Source organism: Ornithinimicrobium sufpigmenti, assembly GCF_004322775.1.
In the GTDB taxonomy this organism is placed as follows: domain Bacteria; phylum Actinomycetota; class Actinomycetes; order Actinomycetales; family Dermatophilaceae; genus Ornithinicoccus; species Ornithinicoccus sufpigmenti.
The window spans coordinates 2422431-2441450 of the sequence record NZ_CP036403.1 but is presented as its reverse complement, the minus strand read 5'-3'; the positions used below and the strand labels follow the sequence as shown (position 1 = coordinate 2441450).

Annotated in this window: 16 protein-coding genes; all 16 read left to right on the top strand. The window is 73.0% G+C overall.

The window, feature by feature from the left end:
- Positions 1–858 carry an iron-sulfur cluster-binding protein gene (locus ESZ52_RS11155; RefSeq protein ID WP_131104999.1) on the top strand — a complete coding sequence of 286 codons (858 nt, stop codon included), beginning with the start codon at positions 1–3 and terminating at the stop codon, positions 856–858.
- Positions 845–1636, top strand: coding sequence for a hypothetical protein (locus tag ESZ52_RS11150; RefSeq protein WP_131104998.1), 792 nt, complete (start codon positions 845–847; stop codon positions 1634–1636). The genes ESZ52_RS11155 and ESZ52_RS11150 overlap by 14 nt, the downstream gene beginning before the upstream one ends.
- On the top strand, positions 1633–2496 hold the full coding sequence (pyrF, locus tag ESZ52_RS11145) for an orotidine-5'-phosphate decarboxylase (protein ID WP_131104997.1): 864 nt from the start codon (positions 1633–1635) through the stop codon (positions 2494–2496). The genes ESZ52_RS11150 and pyrF overlap by 4 nt, the downstream gene beginning before the upstream one ends.
- A 129-nt stretch (positions 2497–2625) precedes the next feature.
- Positions 2626–2943 (top strand): integration host factor, actinobacterial type, encoded by a 318-nt coding sequence (gene mihF / locus ESZ52_RS11140; RefSeq protein ID WP_131104996.1) that lies wholly within the window; start codon positions 2626–2628, stop codon positions 2941–2943.
- Entirely contained in the window at positions 2940–3524 is a 585-nt protein-coding gene (gmk, locus tag ESZ52_RS11135) for a guanylate kinase (protein WP_131106581.1), read from the top strand. The genes mihF and gmk overlap by 4 nt, the downstream gene beginning before the upstream one ends.
- 12 nt (positions 3525–3536) lie before the next feature.
- Positions 3537–3806, top strand: coding sequence for a DNA-directed RNA polymerase subunit omega (gene rpoZ, locus ESZ52_RS11130; RefSeq protein WP_131104995.1), 270 nt, complete (start codon positions 3537–3539; stop codon positions 3804–3806).
- 26 nt (positions 3807–3832) lie between these two features.
- Positions 3833–5107 (top strand): bifunctional phosphopantothenoylcysteine decarboxylase/phosphopantothenate--cysteine ligase CoaBC, encoded by a 1275-nt coding sequence (gene coaBC, locus ESZ52_RS11125; protein ID WP_131104994.1) that lies wholly within the window; start codon positions 3833–3835, stop codon positions 5105–5107.
- Positions 5108–5259: 152 nt separating this feature from the next.
- Positions 5260–6474 (top strand): methionine adenosyltransferase, encoded by a 1215-nt coding sequence (metK, locus tag ESZ52_RS11120; protein ID WP_131104993.1) that lies wholly within the window; start codon positions 5260–5262, stop codon positions 6472–6474.
- Between the two features lie 10 nt (positions 6475–6484).
- Positions 6485–8644 (top strand): primosomal protein N' family DNA-binding protein, encoded by a 2160-nt coding sequence (locus ESZ52_RS11115; RefSeq protein WP_181010022.1) that lies wholly within the window; start codon positions 6485–6487, stop codon positions 8642–8644.
- A gap of 209 nt (positions 8645–8853) precedes the next feature.
- On the top strand, positions 8854–10749 hold the full coding sequence (locus ESZ52_RS11110; RefSeq protein WP_131104992.1) for an ABC transporter substrate-binding protein: 1896 nt from the start codon (positions 8854–8856) through the stop codon (positions 10747–10749).
- Positions 10750–11020: 271 nt separating this feature from the next.
- Positions 11021–12553 carry an ABC transporter permease gene (locus ESZ52_RS11105; RefSeq protein ID WP_131104991.1) on the top strand — a complete coding sequence of 511 codons (1533 nt, stop codon included), beginning with the start codon at positions 11021–11023 and terminating at the stop codon, positions 12551–12553.
- A 76-nt stretch (positions 12554–12629) separates the two neighbouring features.
- A complete protein-coding gene (locus ESZ52_RS11100; RefSeq protein WP_238154602.1) occupies positions 12630–13724 on the top strand; it encodes an ABC transporter permease in 1095 nt (364 codons plus the stop codon).
- On the top strand, positions 13724–15571 hold the full coding sequence (locus ESZ52_RS11095) for an ABC transporter ATP-binding protein (RefSeq protein WP_131104990.1): 1848 nt from the start codon (positions 13724–13726) through the stop codon (positions 15569–15571). Before ESZ52_RS11100 ends, ESZ52_RS11095 begins: the two co-directional genes overlap by 1 nt.
- Before the next feature lie 160 nt (positions 15572–15731).
- Positions 15732–16682: a methionyl-tRNA formyltransferase gene (gene fmt, locus ESZ52_RS11090; RefSeq protein ID WP_131104989.1), complete on the top strand. Its 951-nt coding sequence runs from the start codon at positions 15732–15734 to the stop codon at positions 16680–16682.
- Complete coding sequence (locus tag ESZ52_RS11085) at positions 16675–18240, top strand: RsmB/NOP family class I SAM-dependent RNA methyltransferase (protein WP_131104988.1); 1566 nt, start codon at positions 16675–16677, stop codon at positions 18238–18240. The genes fmt and ESZ52_RS11085 overlap by 8 nt, the downstream gene beginning before the upstream one ends.
- Before the next feature lie 78 nt (positions 18241–18318).
- Positions 18319–18990 (top strand): ribulose-phosphate 3-epimerase, encoded by a 672-nt coding sequence (gene rpe, locus ESZ52_RS11080; protein ID WP_131104987.1) that lies wholly within the window; start codon positions 18319–18321, stop codon positions 18988–18990.
- The last annotated feature ends 30 nt before the right edge of the window (positions 18991–19020 follow it).

The window sequence follows — 19020 nt, the reverse complement described above, 5'->3', positions numbered from 1 at the left end:
GTGGGAGCGGAGGGTGAACGCCGGGGCGTCCCGGGCGGGAGCGGGGCCGCAGCAGCCGCGACGCCCGGCGCGGAGCTGGCGGCCCTGGTCAGCGCGGTGCGCCCTGAGGGCGGCTACGACGTCCTGACCCTGGCCGTCCCCGCCGGTCGGTCCTGGGGACGTGCCCGCCCCGGGCAGCTGCTCGTCGTCCCTGGTGACCCCGCCCGTGGTGCCGTCCTGCCCCGGGTGCTCTGGCTGGCCGGGGTGCAGGTGGACCCGCTGCACGGCACGACCATCCAGGTGGTCCTGCCCGAGGACGAGGCGCGCGGGTGGCCGGTGGGCAGCACGGTCCGCCTGCTCGGTCCGCTCGGTCGCGGGTTCGCCCTGCCGGCGCAGCCGGTCGACGTGGTGATCGTCGCCCACGAGGAGTCGGCCGTGCCGGTGCCCTGGCTGGTCTCGCTCCTGCGCGAGCGCGGGTGCACGGTGCACGTCCTGCTCCCCGCCGACGACGCGGACCGCCGCCCGGACCCCGGTCCGCTGCGACGACTCGCCACCGGCGTCGCCCTCACCAGCGGCGAGAACCTCCCGGCGGCGCTGGGCTCGATGCTCGGCGCCGTCGACCCCTCGCTGGTGCTCACGCTCGGCCCCGCGCCCGTCGTGCGCACGGTCGCCGAGCAGTCGCGGGGCCGGGTGGTCCGGGTGACGGCGGTCGACCCGGGTGCACCGGTCGTGTGCGGCACCGGGATCTGCGGGGCCTGCGACCTCGAGGTCGCCGACGACCCCGCGGCCCGCCGGGTCCGACCGTGCGTGGAGGGACCGGTCGTGCCGGGGGAGTGGCTGCTGGCCGCGTCGACGGGGGTGGCCCGTGCGTCGCGGTGACCCGCTGCCGCCGGTCCTGCTCGCCCCGGGCGCCGTCAGCGATCCGCGCGCCCTGGCCCGGTTCGGGGACCTGGCCCAGGTGCTGCTGCCCGTCGGTCCGGTCCGCACCGGCGAGCCCGGCCCGGTCGCGGCGGGGGTGCACGGGACCGGCGTGGGTGGGGTGGAGCACGCGTCCAGCCCGGGGTATGCCGTGCCCGCCGCCCTCGAGCTGGTCCGCTGGTGCGCCTCCCGCGGACTGTCCTGCGTGCTGTCGGTGCGCGGGCGGTCCACCGGCGACCTGGCCGAGGTGGTGCAACGGGTCCGGCTCAGCCTGGACGCCGATGCGGTGGCGGCCGTCGAGGTGGACCTGCGGGGAGCCGGGGACCAGGCGGTGCTCAAGGCGATGGCCCGGGTCCGCGAGGCCGCACCACGGGACCTGCTGCTGCTCGCGCGGCTCAGCGCGCTCGACCCGGAGCTGGTGCCGGCGGCCCGCGCCGCGGTGGCCGGCGGGGCCGGCGCCGTGGTCGTCTGCGGCTCCGTGCGGCTCGGTCCCGACCGGTGGTGGTCCGGGCCGTCCACGGCAGCAGCCTGCCGGGCCGGCGTGCGGGAGCTGGCGGAGGCGGCGGGGGAGCAGCGGTGGCCGGGGGCCCCGCTCGTGGCCGCGGGGGGCGTGCACGACATACCCTCCGCGCGCGCAGCGCTCAGCGCCGGCGCGGACGCCGTCCAGCTCGGCACCGCGCTGTGGGCGGACCCGACCCTGCTGTGGCGCATCACCGACGACCTGAGGAGGTCCGCATGACCACACCCGAGCCAAGGCCCGGACGCCAGCCCTTCGGCGAGCGTCTGGTCGACCAGATCCAGCAGTGGGGTCCGCTCTGCGTCGGGCTGGACCCGCACCCGCACCTGCTCGCCGACTGGGGCCTGCCGGACACGCCGGAGGGGCTGCGCACCTTCAGCCTCGGCGTCCTCGACGCAGCCCACGACCGCTGCGCCGCCGTCAAGCCGCAGTCCGCGTTCTACGAGCGGCACGGTTCCGCGGGCGTCGCGGTCCTGGAGGAGGTCCTGGCCGGCAGCCGCGAGCGCGGCCTGCTGTCGGTGCTGGACGCCAAGCGGGGTGACATCGGCTCCACGATGGGCGGCTACGCGCAGGCCTACCTGCAGGACGGCGCGCCGCTGGCGGCAGACTCCGTCACCCTCAGCCCCTACCTGGGTTACGGCTCGCTGCGCCCCGCGCTGGACCTGGCCGCGGAGACTGGCCGTGGCGTGTGGGTGCTGGGGCTGACCTCCAACCCCGAGGGTGCCGAGGTGCAGTTCGCCGGCGAGCCCACCGTCGCGGCCCGCATCGTCGAACAGGTGGCGCGCGACAACGCGGCAGCGACAAATTGCGGGCACGTGGGGCTGGTCGTGGGGGCGACACTGCCCCGGACCCCGACCGAGCTGGGCCTGGACCTGGCCGCCTCGCGGGCCCCGGTCCTGAGCCCGGGGGTGGGCGCTCAGGGGGCCGACGAGCACGACGTCGCCCGCACCTTCGCCGGGCTCACCGAGCGCGTCCTGGTGCCGATCAGCCGGGGCGTGCTGGGTGCCGGTCCGGACGCCGCGGCCCTGGAGTCCGCCATCCAGCGCTGGACCGACCGGCTGCGCACCGCCCTGGCGGCATGACGAGCCGCGACGCCGCCCGACTCCTGTCCCGACGGGGGGACGGCGACCGGTTGGCACCTTCCTCCCCGGATCGCTATGTTCGCTGCGAGGACGCAGACCGGCTGCGCCGACGCGACGAGGAGAAGGACAGTGGCACTTCCCGAGCTGACGCCCGAGCAACGAGCCGACGCGCTCGCCAAGGCCGCGGCGGCCCGCCGCGAGCGAGCAGAGGTCAAGAACCGCCTGAAGAACTCCCAAGGCTCCCTCAAGGAGGTCATCGCCGCCGGCAAGGAGAACGACGTGGTCGGCAAGATGAAGGTCTCGGCGCTGCTGGAGTCGCTGCCGGGGGTGGGGCGCGTCCGGGCCAAGCAGGTGATGGAGGAGATCGGGATCTCCGAGAGCAGGCGGGTGCGGGGGCTGGGCGCCAACCAGGTGCACCAGCTGCTCGAGCGCTTCGGCGACCGCTGACCGGGGTGCCTCACCCTCGTCGCCTCGTCGTGCTCGCCGGTCCCACGGCCGTCGGCAAGGGCACCGTCGCCGCCTACGTCCGTCAGCATCACCCCGAGGTATGGCTGTCCGTGTCGGCGACGACCCGGCCGCCCCGACCGGGGGAGGAGGACGGCCGGCACTACTTCTTCCTCGACGACGAGGAGTTCTCCCGGCTCGACCAGGCCGGCGAGCTGCTGGAGTCGGCCACCGTGCACGGGCGGGCCCGCTACGGCACCCCCCGTCGCGCGGTGGAGGAGATTCTCGCCGAGGGACGTCCCGCACTGCTCGAGATCGACCTGCAGGGGGCGCGCCAGGTGCGGGACAGGATGCCGGAGGCGCTGTTCGTCTTCCTGGCACCACCGTCCTGGGACGAGCTCGTCGACCGGCTCGTCGGCCGGGGCACCGAGACCGCGGAGGAACGGGCGGTCCGGCTCCAGACCGCACGCACCGAGCTGGCCGCCATGGACGAGTTCGACGTGACCATCGTCAACGACGATGTCGCGCGAGCGGCCGAAGAACTCGTATCATTGATGGTTGACCCCCCACCCGCTGAAGACTGAGAGCACCCTTTCGTGATTGGTACCGGCACCATCGCCCACCCCGACGGCATCACCAACCCGCCGATCGACAGCCTGCTGGAGCGTGCGGACAGCAAGTACGCCCTGGTGATCTACGCGGCCAAGCGGGCCCGTCAGATCAACGCCTACTACGCCCAGCTGTCGGAGGGGCTGCTGGAGTACGTCGGCCCGCTCGTGGAGGCCGACGCCACCGACAAGCCGCTGTCCATCGCCCTGCACGAGATCAACCAGGGCAAGCTGCACACCAGCTCCCCCGAGAGCTGAGCACCCCTGCGCGAGGAGCTGGCCGTATGCGCGTCGTCCTGGGCGTGTCCGGAGGGATCGCCGCATACAAGGCCGCCCTCGTGCTGCGCCTGCTCACGGAGGCCGGCCACGAGGTGAAGGTCGTGCCGACCCAGGCGGCGCTGCGCTTCGTCGGCGCCCCGACCTGGGAGGCGCTCAGCGGCCGGCCCGTGGCGGCGGACGTGTGGTCCGACGTCCCCTCGGTGCCGCACGTGCGCCTCGGCCAGCAGGCCGACCTCGTGCTCGTCGCGCCCGCCACCGCGGACCTGCTGGCGCGGGCCGCCCACGGCCTGGCCGACGACCTGCTGACCAACACCCTGCTGACCGCCCGCTGCCCGGTGGTGCTCGCGCCCGCGATGCACACCGAGATGTGGACCCACCCCGCGACCGCCGCCAACGTGGCGCTGCTGCGCGAGCGGGGCGTCGTCGTCGTGGAGCCGGCCTCGGGCCGGCTCACCGGGAAGGACACCGGTCCTGGGCGCCTGCCCGAGCCGGAGGAGATCGTGGCGGCCGCGCTGGCCGCGGTCGAGGCCGGGGGCCCCACCCGGGCCGGTGCCGCGCCGGCAGGGACGGGCCCTGAGGCGGACAGGGGTGACCTGGAGGGTCGGCATGTCGTGGTCTCCGCCGGCGGCACCCGGGAACCGTTGGACCCGGTCCGGTTCCTGGGCAACCGGTCCTCCGGCAAGCAGGGGTATGCCGTGGCCGCCGCCGCGGCGGGTCGGGGCGCGCGGGTCACCCTGGTCAGCGCCAACGTCGCGCTCCCGGTCCCGCCGGGGTGCGAGGTCGTCGAGGTCGAGACCGCCCTGCAGCTGCAGCAGGCGATGGAGACCGCGGTCGCGGGTGGGGTGGACGCCGTGGTGATGACCTCGGCCGTGGCCGACTTCCGCCCCGCGCACTACGTGGAGCGCAAGATCAAGAAGACCCACGGGGAGGGCGGCGAGAGCGCGCCCACGATCGAGCTGGTCCGCAACCCCGACATCCTGGCCGGGCTGGTCCAGGGGCGCGGGGACGCCAGCACCCCCTACATCGTGGGCTTCGCCGCCGAGACCGGCGACGACAGCGGCGACGTGGTCGAGCTGGCCCGCGCCAAGCTGGCCCGCAAGGGCTGCGACCTGCTCGTGGCCAACGAGGTGGGGGTGGGCAAGACGTTCGGCCAGGACGAGAGCACCGTGCACCTGCTGCGGCCGGGTACCGACGAGGTCCCCACCGTCGGGCCTGCCGGCAAGGACCGCATCGCCGAGGCGATCTGGGACACGGTCGCGCCGGAGCTCGCCCCGCGCTGAGGCCTTCGCGCTGAGCGCCCTGGCTCAGCCCCGCCGACCGAGGGCACGGTCTGCGCCCGACGGTCTGTCGGGGCACCCGCATAGACTGCCGAGCGCCGAGAAGTCAGCAGCCGCTGCACACCTGCTCGTACGAGCTCACTCGAGGAGAGCGCATGTCCCGCCTGTTCACGTCCGAGTCCGTCACCGAGGGGCACCCCGACAAGATCTGCGACCAGATCAGCGACGCCATCCTCGACGACCTGCTCCGGCAGGACCCGCAGTCGCGGGTCGCGGTGGAGACGATGGTGACCACCGGCCTGGTCCACGTGGCCGGCGAGGTCCGCACGGAGGGCTACGCCAACATCCCCCAGCTGGTGCGGCACACCATCCTGGAGATCGGCTACGACAACTCGCACAAGGGCTTCGACGGACGCACCTGCGGGGTGCAGGTCTCCATCGGCGACCAGTCCGCGGACATCGCGACCGGGGTCGACGACGCCGTCGCCAGCCGCGGGCTGACCGATGCCGACCGCTACGACCAGCAGGGGGCCGGCGACCAGGGCCTAATGTTCGGCTACGCCTGCAACGACACCCCCGAGCTGATGCCCCTGCCCGTGTCCCTCGCGCACCGGCTGGCGGAGCGGCTGACGACCGTGCGCAAGAACGGTGAGCTGGACTACCTGCGCCCAGACGGCAAGACCCAGGTCACGGTCGAGTACGACGGCGACCGCCCCGTCCGGCTGGACACGGTCGTCCTCTCCACCCAGCACGCCACCGGCATCTCCCTGGAGAAGCAGCTGGCGCCGGACGTCCGCGAACGCATCATCACCCCCGTGCTGGACGCCGCGCACGAGGCCGGTCTGGAGCTGGAGACCGACGGCTACCGGCTGCTGGTCAACCCGACCGGCATCTTCACCATCGGCGGGCCCATGGGCGATGCCGGGCTGACCGGTCGCAAGATCATCGTCGACACGTACGGCGGCATGGCCCGCCACGGTGGCGGGGCGTTCTCCGGCAAGGACCCCTCCAAGGTCGACCGCTCCGCCGCCTACGCCGTCCGGTGGGTGGCCAAGCACGTCGTGGCCGCCGGGCTGGCCAGGCGGTGCGAGATCCAGGTCGCCTACGCGATCGGCACCGCCCGGCCGGTCGGGCTCTACGTGGAGACCTTCGGCACCGAGACCGTCCCGGTCGAGCGCATCCAGCAGGCCATCACCACCGTCTTCGACCTGCGACCCGCGGCCATCGTGGACGGCCTGGACCTGCTCCGGCCGATCTACCGGCCGACCGCGGCCTACGGCCACTTCGGGCGCACCGACGCCGACGGGGTCGACGGCGCCTTCACCTGGGAGCGGCTGGACCGCGTCGACGAGCTGCGCGCGGCAGTCTGACGGAGGCGCCGTGCCGGAGCAGCTCTCGCTGGTGCCCGCGCCCCCCGCGGCGCCGCGCCGGCGCAGGCCCGCGCCGGCCTCGGACGCGCCGCTGGCCGAGCGTGACCCCGTGGCGCAGGTCCTGATCGACACCCCGCTGGCCCATCTGGACCGGCCGTTCGAGTACGCCGTCCCCGCGCCCCTCGACGAGGACGCGCGCCCGGGCTGCCGGGTCCGGGTGCGCTTCTCCGGGCGCGACCACGACGGGATCCTCCTCGCCCGCACAGCGACCGCCGAGCACGAGGGCCGGCTGGCGCCGCTGCGGACCGTGGTCAGCCCTGAGCCCGTCCTGACCACGGCTGTCGCGGCCGAGCTGCGCCTCGTGGCCGACCACTACGGCGGCACCGCCGCGGACGTCCTGCGGCTGGCCGTCCCGCCGCGGCACGCCCGCGCCGAGCGCACGGTGCCACCGGAGGCGTCGGACGAGGTGTCGGGCGGTCAGGAGGCACCGGTCGAGCGGAGTCGCGTCCCGGCAGACCGGCAGGACGCGGCCGGCCCATGGGCGGCCTACCCGGCCGGTCCTGCGCTCCTGCGTCGCCTGGCGGCGGGCGAGGCACCCGCCGCCGCGTGGCTCGCGCTGCCGCGCCAGCCCCCGGAGACCGACTGGCCGGCTGCCATCGCCGCCGCGGTCCGCGCCACCGCGGCCTCGGGCCGGGGCAGCCTGGTGGTCGTCCCCGACCGTCGCGACGTGGACCGGGTGCTGCCGGTCCTGACGCAGGCGCTGGGCTCGGAGACCGTGGTGCGCCTGACCGCCGACCTCGGGCCGGAGGCCCGCTACCGCGCCTTCCTGAAGGTGCTGCGCGGCCATGTCCAGGTGGTGGTCGGGACCCGGGCCGCCGCGTTCGCGCCCGTGCGGGACCTGGGCCTGCTCGTCTGCTGGGACGAGGGTGACGACCTGCACCAGGAGCCGCGCGCTCCCTACCCGCACGTCCGCGAGGTGCTGCGACTGCGGGCCGGGCAGGAGGGAGCGGCTCTCCTCGTCGGCGGGTTGACGCGCAGCGTCACGGTCCAGTCCTGGGTGGAGGCCGGCGCGGTCGCCACCGTGGTGGCCGCCCCGACGCAGGTGCGCTCGGCCGCGCCGCGGGTGGTCGTGGCGGGGGAGGGCCTCGCGGAGGAGCGCGACGCCGCCGCCCGGACCGCACGCATCCCGAGCCTGGCCTGGCGGACCCTCAAGAAGGGGCTGGAGGTGGGACCGGTCCTCGTGCAGGTCCCACGGCAGGGGTATGTCGTGGCCCTCGCCTGTCAGGACTGCCGCGCCCCGGTCCGGTGCGCCGTCTGCCAGGGACCGGTCGGCGTGACCGGCCAGCCGCCCGCCGCGGTGTGCCGCTGGTGCGGCACCGGCGCCGCGGGGGGCCGGTGCCGCCAGTGCGGATCCCCGCGTCGCCGAGCCACGGCGCTGGGGGAGCGGCGCACCGCGGAGGAGCTGGGCCGGGCCTTCCCCGGCACCCGGGTGGTCAGCTCCGGGGGTCAGCACGTGGTGCCCGAGGTCGACGCCGAGCCGGCACTCGTCGTGGCCACGCCCGGGGCGGAACCATGGTGCCCGACGGGGTACGCCGCGGTCGTCCTCCTCGACGGCTGGCGGCTCCTGGAACGTCCCTCGCTGGATGCCGCGCCCGAGGCCCTGAGGCGCTGGTCCACGGCCGCCGCGGGTGCGGCCCCTGCGGCCGGCGGCCATCCGCTGGCCGGTGGTGGGTCGGCTCAGGTCGTGCTGTGCGGGGTGCCCCCGCACGGCAGCGTGCCCGCCGTGGAGGCCCTGGTGCGGTGGGACCCGGCGTGGCTGGCGGCCCGGGAGCTGACCGAGCGCCGCGAGCTCGGGCTGCCGCCGGTGCGGCGCCACGCCACTGTCGTCGGCCCACCGGCCGCGGTCCAGGAGGCGGTCACGGCCATCTCCCAGGACGGGACCGTGGAGCTGGTCGGCGTCGTGGAGGTGGCGCCGGAGAGGGATGCCGCGCAGGGGCGCAGCGCCGGTGGCACGGGCCACCGTCCGCGCGCCGTGGCCACCGTGCGCGAGCCGGGCGGGCCGGGGGACGCCCTGCCCCAGGCGGTCCACGCGGTGCGCGCGGCCCGCAGCGCCCGCAAGGCGGAGGACCCCGTACGGATCATGCTCGACGCCACGGAGGCGCCGGGATAGCAGGTCAGGGCGTCGACGTGGGAAGTCTCAAATCCGTAACGATCAGGTCACCGTGCGGACACGGCAGTGGTAAATGGGCTCCCGACCTGTCTATGTTCATCTACGCAACCCCACGGGTTCGCCGTACGCGTGACCAAGCCTCGATCTGATGTGGCCGGCCGGGCGGCGACCTATCACTAGGAGGAACATTGAAGATCAGGCGCGCAACAATGGCCGTTGTGGCTGCTGGGGCCCTGGTGCTGGCCGGCTGCACGTCGGACAGCGGCGACGAGACCACCACGCCCGAGGAGACCGCGGCTGACGCCGGCACCGACGCCGACGCGGACGCGGACACCGAGGACGAGACGGCCGACACCGACACCGAGACCGCCACGGACGGCGGGGAGGACCCGGAGGCTGCCGAGGGCGACACGGCCAAGGCCGACCTGGGCGATGTCACCACCAACGACGACACCGTGAGCATCTCGACCGGTGCCGAGCAGTACAACTCGTACAACGACACCACCAGCGCCACCAACTCGACCTACAACTCGGTGGTCAACGCCCAGGTGATCTCGAGCTTCTGGTACTGGGGCACCGACGGCACCATCTACCCGGACGAGAACTACGGCACCTACGAGATGGTCTCCGAGGACCCCCTCACCATCGAGTACACCATCTCCGACGAGGCGGTGTGGTCCGACGGCACCGACATCACCTCCAACGACTACCTGCTGACCTGGGCCTCCACCAACCCGGCCTCGATGTTCGGCGAGGGCGAGGACAACTCCGGCGAGTTCGACCCGGTGAGCAACTGGTCCGTCTACGCCCCGGACGTCCTGGACACCGAGGTCGGCAGCAAGACCTTCACGGTCACCTACCCCGAGGCCTACCCGGACTGGGAGATCGCCGTCGGCGGCGCGCTGCCCTCGCACGTCGCTGCCGAGCAGGCCGGTCTGTCCCCCGACGAGCTGGCCCAGGCCATCCTCGACGGTGACGCCGAGACCGTGAACCAGGTCGCCGAGTTCTGGAACACCGGCTGGAACTTCCCGAACTACCAGATCGAGGACGAGGCCCTCGTGCCGTCGTCCGGGCCCTACACCCTGCAGGGTGCGTCCTGGCAGACCGGCTCCAGCCTGGCGCTGGTGCCGAACGAGACCTACTGGGGCACCCCGCCGGCGACCGGCACCCTGGAGTTCGTCTTCGCGGCGCCCGACACCCACGTCCAGGCGCTCATCAACGGTGACATCAACGTCATCGAGCCCCAGGCGACCGTCGACACCATCTCCCAGCTGGAGGGTGCGGGCGACGCCGTCACCTACGACACCGCCGACTCGATGACCTGGGAGCACCTCGACTTCAACTTCGCCGAGAGCAGCGCTTTCGCGGACGAGAACGGTGGCCTGGCCGCGCGTGAGGCGTTCGCCCACTGCGTGCCGCGCCAGCAGATCGTGGACAGCCTGATCGCGCCGCTCAACCCGGACGCCGTGGTCATGAACGCCCGCGAGAAGTTCCCGTTCCAGGAGGAGGAGTACAACGAGCTCGTCTCCGAGTCCTACGACGGCCGCTACGACGAGGTCGACCTCGACGCAGCGCGCGAGAAGTTCGCCGAGTCCGGCCTGGAGGAGGGTGTGACGATCCGCCTCGGGTACTCCGCCCCCAACCCGCGCCGCACGGACGAGGTCGCGGCCATCAAGGCCTCCTGCGACCAGGTCGGCTTCACCATCGAGGACTCCGGCTCCGCCGAGTTCTTCCAGGATGGTGGCGCCCTCGACTCCGGCGACTACGAGGTTGCGCTGTTCGCCTGGGCCGGCTCCGGTCAGATCGCCTCCGGCGCGAACATCTACCAGACCAACACGGGCAGCTCCGGCCTGCAGAACTACGGCGGCTTCTCCAGCGAGACCGTCGACGAGGCGTGGGACACCCTCTCCTCGTCGGTGGACCCGGAGGTCCACATGGAGCAGCTGAAGGTCATCGAGAAGGCGCTCTGGGACGAGCTGTACGGCATCCCGATCTTCGCCCACCCGAGCGTGGTCGGCTACGACGCCAGCCTGGAGAACGTCCGCAACACCGCGGTCCAGACCGGTGTGTCGTGGAACGCCGAGCAGTGGGTCCGCGCCAACTGACACGCTGACAGCGACACCGCCGGGGTAGCTTCGCCGCCCCCGGCACCCGCCTCCGGGGCGGGAGGGAACCTCCCCTCCCGCCCCGGAGGTACGTCCGGTACGCTCACCCGACGTCAACCTCCGGACCCCCTCTCGCCGGCCCGTCGTTCCTGTCCTGCCCCGGCCGGCGGACCCCCCCACACGGTCGTGGCTAACCATCCCTGCGCGGGTTAGAGTTCGTCACCAGCCTCGGTCGCCGTCAGGCGTGCCCCTCTTCCCAGGAAGGCCCCCCGTGCTCCAGTTCATCCTTCGCAGGATCGGCATCTCGGCGCTGGTGATGCTCGTCGCCTCGGCCGTGCTGTACTTCGCCACGATCAACTCCGGTGACCCGCTGGAGGACCTGCGCGAGAGCAACGCGGACAACCGTCAGCAGCTCATCGACGCGCGTGTCGAGAACATGAACCTGGACATGCCCTGGTGGCAGCGCTACATGACCTGGGTCGCCGGTGCGGGGCGGTGCCTGGTCCTCGACTGCGACCTCGGCATGACGAGGGACGGCGCCAACGTCAACACCATGCTGCTGGACGCGGCGGGCGCCAGCCTCCGGCTGGTCACCATCGCTACCGTGCTGGCCATCGTCATCGGCATCACGCTGGGCATCCTGTCCGCGATCCGGCAGTACTCCGGCTTCGACTACGCGGTGACCTTCACCGCCTTCCTCTTCTTCTCCCTGCCGGTCTTCTGGGCCGCGGTCCTGCTCAAGGAGTACGGCGCGATCCGGTTCAACCGGTGGATGGGGGACCCGACGATGTCGTTGGTGACCATCATCGTCATCGCGATCGTCTTCGGCATCATCCTGGCGGCCGTGCTGGGCGGTGGCCTGCGGCGCCAGGTGATCACCTTCCTGGTCACCACCCTTGTGGTCGGCGGCATCGTCGGCTACTTCGACGCGGTCAACTGGTGGCACCGCCCCGCACTGGGCCTGCCGCTGGTCATCGTCGGAGGGCTCGCCGCGCTGGCGTTCATGCTGGTGATGACGGTGGGCCTGGCCAACCGTCGGATCATGTATGCCGGTCTGGTGGTCGTCGGCCTCGGCGTGGTCTCCTACTTCGCCACCCAGCCCATCATGGACGAGCCGGCGAACTGGTTCGTCCTCATCGGGCTCGCGCTGCTCGCCGGGGCCGTGGGGGCCGCGGTCGGCTGGTTCATGGGCGGCTACGAACGCCGGGTCGGCATGATCGTCGGCGCGGGCACCGCCCTGGGCATGGGGTTCCTGATCTTCATGGACCAGCTGCTCTCCGCCTGGAGCGGCTTCCTCGCCCGGACACCGGGCCGGCAGATCGCCACCATCGGCGAGCGTCGCCTCGACCCTAACCGGGTGGACCTGCCGTTCTACGAGAACATCTACAACTGGGGCATCCAGCTGATCCTGCCGACGATCGTGCTGACGGTCATCTCGATCGCCTCCTACAGCCGCTACACGCGCGCCTCGATGCTGGAGACGATCAACCAGGACTACATCCGCACCGCTCGCTCCAAGGGGCTCTCGGACCGGGTGGTCTACACCAAGCACGCGCTGCGCAACGCGCTGATCCCGATCACCACGATCGTGGCCTTCGACTTCGCCGGGCTGCTGGGTGGGGCGGTCATCACCGAGACGATCTTCGGCTGGCGCGGGCTGGGCGCGATGTTCTCCGCCGGTCTCAACACCGTCGACCCCAACCCCGTCATGGCCTACTTCCTCGTGGCCGGCGGTGCCGCGGTGATCATGAACATGCTTGCCGACATCGCCTACGCCTTCCTCGACCCGCGGATCCGGCGGTGAGCGACATCGGACCACGGCTCCACCACGCCGCCCCTTCAGCCACTGCTGCCCGTCTCGCCCACGTGAGGACGACCCGATGACTGACAACAACCGCCCGGACGGTCTGCGTCCCGAGCCCGACCAGCCCCGGCTCCCCGGGTCCGGGCGCGAGGGGCTCTCCCCGATGGTGACCCCGGCGGATCCGGGGAGCCCCCAGCACGCGGAGAGCGAGCTGGCCGACTCCTCGATCGACGTCCTGGAGCGCTACTCCGTCGAGAAGAAGCTGGACCTGTCCCAGAAGTCCTACTCCCAGGGACAGCTGGTCCGACGCCGCTTCGTGCGCCACAAGGGCGCCATCGTCTCCCTCTCCGCGCTGGTCATCGTCACCCTTGTGGCCTTCACCTCGATCGGCTACGGGATCCTCCCCGGCTGGTGGGACAAGGGCTATGTGCTGACCAGCGCCCAGGTCAACGGGGGACGGCCGACCCTGGACCTGTGGCCACCGAGCATGGGGGAGCACCCTTTCGGCCAGGACACCATCGGCAAGGACTACTTCGCGCTGACCATGCGCGGCACCCAGCGCTCCCTCATCATCGCCTTCACCGTCGGGCTGCTCTCCACCTTCGTCGGCACCGCCATCGGGGCCATCGCCGGCTTCTACCGGGGCTGGGTCGAGGCGGTCCTCATGCGGATCACCGACCTGTTCATCGTCATCCCGCTGCTGGTCCTCGCGGCCGTCTTCGCGCAGTACGCCGGCGACATCTGGGCCCTGGCTCTCCTGCTGGGCCTGCTGACCTGGACCGGCCTGGCCCGCCTGGTGCGCGGTGAGGTGCTCTCGCTGCGCGAGCGGGAGTTCGTCACCGCCGCCGAGGCCATCGGGACCGGCTCGGGACGGATCATCTTCCGCCACATCCTGCCCAACACGATCGGCACCATCATCGTCAGCGCCACGCTGGCGATCGCCTCGACCATCCTCCTGGAGTCGTCCCTGTCCTTCCTGGGCTGGGGCGTGCAGCCGCCGGACACCTCGCTCGGGCTGCTCATCTCCACCTACCAGAACGCCTTCCTGACCCGGCCCTGGCTGTTCTGGTGGCCCGGCATGCTGATCCTGGCCATCGCCCTGTCCGTGAACTTCCTGGGCGACGGCCTGCGCGATGCCTTCGACCCCCGCCAGAACAGGACCGCTGACTGATGACCGCGACCACCGACAACCACGGCGCCACCCCCGTCGGTCCCTACACCGGCTCGGGCACCCCGACCGACGGCGAGGAGGTCGTGCTCACCTTCGACGACGTCGACGTCCGCTTCCGCACCGAGTTCGGCTCGGTGCATGCCGTCAAGGGCGTCGACCTGGCGATCCGGCCCGGCGAGGTCGTCGCCCTGGTGGGGGAGTCCGGGTCCGGCAAGTCGGTCACCTCGATGACCGCCATGCGCCTGCTGCCCCGCAACGCCACCATCGGTGGCCAGGTCAACGTGGCCGGCAAGGACGTGGGCCGGCTCTCCGAGGCCAACATGCGGCGCCTGCGCGGCAACGACGTGGCCATGGTCTTCCAGGAGCCGATGACCGCGCTGAACCCCGTGCTCACCATCGCCACCCAGATGATCGAGTCGATGGAGCTGCACGGGGTGGCCCGCGGGCAGGCCGCGTGGGACCGTGCGGTCGAGCTGCTCGGGATGGTCGGCATCCCCGAGCCCGAGCGGCAGATGAAGAAGTACCCGCACGAGCTCTCCGGTGGCCAGCGCCAGCGCGTGGTCATCGCCATCGCGATCAGCTGCGACCCCAAGGTCATCATCGCCGACGAGCCCACCACGGCCCTCGACGTCACCGTCCAGGCCGACATCCTCGACCTGCTGCGTTCGCTGAAGGACAAGCTCAACACCGGCATCCTGCTCATCACGCACAACATGGGCGTGGTCGCCGACATGGCCGACCGCGTGGCCGTGATGTTCAAGGGCGAGATCGTCGAGCGGGGCACGGTCGAGGAGGTCCTGCTCCACCCACGGCACGAGTACACCAAGATGCTGCTGGGCTCGGTCCCGCGGATGGGTGCCGGGCGCGGTCAGATGGGCATCAACGTCCGCGAGGAGGTCGACCCGGAGGCACCGCTGGCCATCGAGCTGAAGAACCTCATCATCGAGTACCAGCGCCTCGGCAAGCCGCCGTTCCGCGCCGTCGACGAGGTCAGCTTCGAGGTCCGCAAGGGCGAGATCGTCGGCCTGGTGGGGGAGTCCGGCTCGGGCAAGTCCACGATCGGCCGCTGCGCCCTGGGTCTCATCCCCGCCTCCGGTGGCGAGTTCCGCCTCCTGGGTGAGGACATCACCCGGATGAACCGCCGGCAGCTCAAGGCCCTGCGCCGCCGCATCGGCGTGGTCTTCCAGGACCCGGCCGCCTCCCTGAACCCGCGCCTGCCGATCGGTGACTGCATCGCCGAGCCGCTCGAGGTGCACAAGGTGGGCGACAAGAAGTCGCGGCGGCAGAAGGTCTACGACCTGCTCGACGCGGTGCAGCTGCCGCGGGAGGTCTACAACCGCTATCCCCACGAGGTCTCCGGCGGCCAGCGCCAGCGCATCTCGGTCGCCAGGGCGTTGACCCTGGACCCCGAGCTGCTGGTGGCCGACGAGCCGACCTCGGCCCTGGACGTGTCGGTCCAGGCGCGGGTGCTGAAGATCTTCGCCGAGCTCCAGGAGCAGTTCGGCTTCGCCTGCCTGTTCATCAGCCACGACCTGGCGGTGATCGACCTGCTGGCCCACAAGGTGGTCGTCCTGCAGAACGGCAAGGTGGTGGAGGCCGGTCCCCGGGCACAGATCATGGAGCACCCGACCCAGGAGTACACCCAGCGACTGATCGCCGCCGCTCCCGTCCCGGACCCGATCGAGCAGAACCGTCGCCGCCGCGCCCGGCACCAGCTGCTGCGCGCGCAGGGCGAGGAGGTCGCCGAGCTGCAGGGCGACGCCGGTCTCTTCCGCCAGTCGATCTCCGAGGAGCGCGACGCCGTCGACACGGACACCTCGGGCGACGACCCCTACCGCCGCCCCTGACCCGCCCCGCTCCGACCGGGGACACGGTCTGCTCCGACCGGGGACACGGTCTGCTCCGACCGGCAACACGGTCTGCTCCGACCGGGGACATGGTCTGCGGCGACCGAACGTGCACCGGGCCCGTGTGTGAGGATCATCCGGTGAGGCAGCGAGGTATGTCGTGAGAGTCGTCTTCGCGGGAACCCCCGAGGCCGCGGTCCCGAGCCTGCAGGCCCTGCTGGGCTCGCGGCACGAGGTCGTCGGTGTCCTGACCCGGGCAGACGCGCCGGCCGGGCGTGGTCGCACCCTGCGCCCTTCGCCGGTGCGCGAGGTCGCCGAGGGGGCGGGGCTGCCGGTGCTGACACCGACGACGCTGCGGACCCCCGAGGTCCAGGAGCAGATCGCGTCCTGGGCCCCGGACGCCTGCCCGGTCGTCGCCTACGGCCTGCTGGTCCCGCCCGCCCTCCTGGAGCTGCCGCGGCACGGCTGGGTCAACCTGCACTTCTCGTTGCTGCCGGCCTGGCGTGGCGCGGCGCCGGTGCAGCACGCCATCCGAGCCGGCGACGAGGTGACGGGAGCGGTGACCTTCCGCCTGGAGGATGGCCTGGACACCGGGCCCGTGCTGGGGCGGCTCACCGAGACGGTCCGGCCGCGCGACACCAGCGGGGACCTGCTGGCCCGCCTCGCGGAGTCCGGCGCCCACCTGCTGGTCGCCACGCTCGATGCCCTCGAGGACGGCACGGTCGTCCCGGAGCCCCAGCCGGCCGACGGGGTGAGCCACGCGCCGAAGATCACCGTCGACGACGCCCGGCTCGAGTGGACCCGGCCGGCGTATGCCGTGGACCGGACCGTGCGGGCCTGCACACCGGCCCCGGGTGCCTGGACGACCTGGCGGGGCGAGCGGCTCAAGATCGGGCCCCTCAAGGCGGTCCACCCGGAGCACATGGTCGACGAGGTCGACGTCGAGCTGGCACCCGGCGAGGTCCGTGCCGGACGCCGCCGGGTCCTGGTCGGCACCGGCAACGGCCCGGTGGAGCTGGGCCAGGTCCAGCCGCACGGGAAGAGGCTCATGGACGCGGACGCCTGGGCCCGTGGGGTCCGGCCCGAGACGGGGGAGCGGTTCGATGGCTGACGCGACCTCCGGGGGCAGGGGCGGCGGCGACCGCCAAGGTGGTCGCCGTCAGGGCGGTGGCGACCCGGGACGGCGAGGGGGGAGCCGGCGCGACGCAGACCGCACCATGGGCCGTCGCGGCCCGCGGCAGCGGTCTGCCCAGCGTCCAGCGGAACGCGCCCGCGCTGCCGACCCGGCCCGTCAGGCGGCCTACCAGGTGCTCCGCGCCGTGGACGAGGGACAGGCCTACGCCAACCTTGAGCTGCCTCAGGTCCTGCGCCGGGCGAGGCTCACCGGCCGCGACGCCGCCTTCGCCACCGAGCTCACCTACGGCACCCTGCGCCTGCAGGGCCTCTACGACCGGGTCGTCTCGGTGGCCGCCGACCGAGCCGCCAGCAGCATCGACCCGCCGGTGCTGGACGTCCTGCGCCTCGGGGCGCACCAGCTGCTCGGCATGCGGGTGCCCGACCACGCGGCCGTCAGTGCCACCGTGGGCCTGGCCCGGCAGGAGGTCGGCCAGGGCGCCAGCGGCTTCGTCAACGCCGTGCTGCGCCGGGTCGGCGAGCGCGACCGGGAGGCCTGGGTCGAGACCGTCCTCGACGGACTGGACGACCCCGTGCTGCGGGCCGCGGCCGAGCACTCCCACCCGGAGTGGGTGGCCCGGGCCCTGCGCGCGGGACTGCTCGGTGCTGGAGTCGCCCCGGCCGCGGTCGAGGCCGAGCTCGCCGAGCTGCTGGCGGCCCACAACGTCCCGGCCCCGGTGACCCTGGTGGCTCGCCCCGGGCTCGTGGAGGACGCCGAGCTGCACGAGGCCGGAGCCAGCCCGGCCCCGGTCGCGCCGACGGCGTGGACACTCGCGGGGGGCGACCCCGGTGACCTGCCCGCGGTGCGTGACGGTCGAGCCGCCGTCCAGGACGCCGGCTCGCAGCTGCTCACCCTCGCGCTGGCGGATGCCCCGCTGGAGGGACGGGACGAGCGCTGGCTCGACCTGTGCGCCGGCCCGGGCGGCAAGGCGGGTCTGCTCGCCGCCCTCGCGGCCGGCCGCGGCGCCACCCTGCGGGCCAACGAGGTCAGCCCTCACCGGGCCGAGCTGGTGCGGCATACCCTCGTCGGTCCGGTGCGCGCCGGCGCGGAGGTGACCGTGACCGTCGAGGACGGCCGGGAGGTGGGCTCGCACGAGCCGGGCACCTACGACCGGGTCCTGGTGGACGCGCCCTGCACCGGGCTCGGCGCCCTGCGCCGGCGCCCCGAGGCCCGGTGGCGCCGCTCACCGCAGGACCTCACCACCCTTGGCCCTCTGCAGCGCGAGCTGCTCGCCTCCGCCCTCGACGCCACCCGGCCGGGAGGAGTCGTCGCCTACGCGACCTGCTCCCCCCACCTGGCCGAGACCCAGCTGGTCGTGCGCGATGTGCTGAAGCGGCGCGGCGACGTCGAGCTGATCGACGTCCGAGGACTGCTGCGCGACCGCTCCGGGGCCGTGCTCGAGGACACCGGCGCCGGGTCCGAGCCGTGGGCGCAGTTCTGGCCCCACCGGCACGGCACCGACGGGATGTTCGTCGCGCTGCTCCGTCGCCGCTAGGCAGGACCGGCCAGGGATCCGTCCCCGACCCCCCATGGGCGTGGCTTCCCAGCGTCGGCCTCCCAGTAGGGTCGGATCATGACCGGCCAGCTGCAGATCAGCCCCTCGATCCTGTCCTCCGACTTCGCCAACCTCGAGGCCGAGCTCCGGGCCATCTCCACGGCCGACTGGGCGCATGTCGACGTCATGGACAACCACTTCGTCCCCAACCTCACGCTCGGGCGACCGGTCGTCGAGGCGCTGGCCCGGGTGAGCCCGGTGCCGCTGGACGCGCACCTGATGATCGAGGACCCGGACCGCTGGGCGCCGGGGTATGCCGAGGCCGGGGCCGGGTCGGTCACCTTCCACGTCGAGGCGGCCGCTGACCCCGTCGCGGTGGCGAGGGCCATCCGAGCCGAAGGGGCGCGGGCAGCGTTCGCCCTCAAGCCCGGGACGCCGTTCGAGCCGTACGAGGAACTGCTCGACGAGGTCGACATGGTGCTGGTGATGACCGTCGAGCCGGGGTTCGGCGGGCAGTCCTTCATGACCGACCAGATGCCGAAGGTGCGGGCGGTGCGCGAGGCGGTGCGCCGGCGCGGGGGGGAGATCTGGGTCCAGGTCGACGGCGGGGTCTCCGCCGACACCATCGGCCAGTGCGTGGAGGCCGGTGCCGACGTCTTCGTCGCCGGGTCCGCGGTGTACGGCGCGGACGACGTCCCGGCCGGGATCGCCCAGCTGCGCGAGACCGCCGCCCGGCATCGCTGCGGCTGACCGGCGACCGTGCGGGGAGTCACGGGTGGG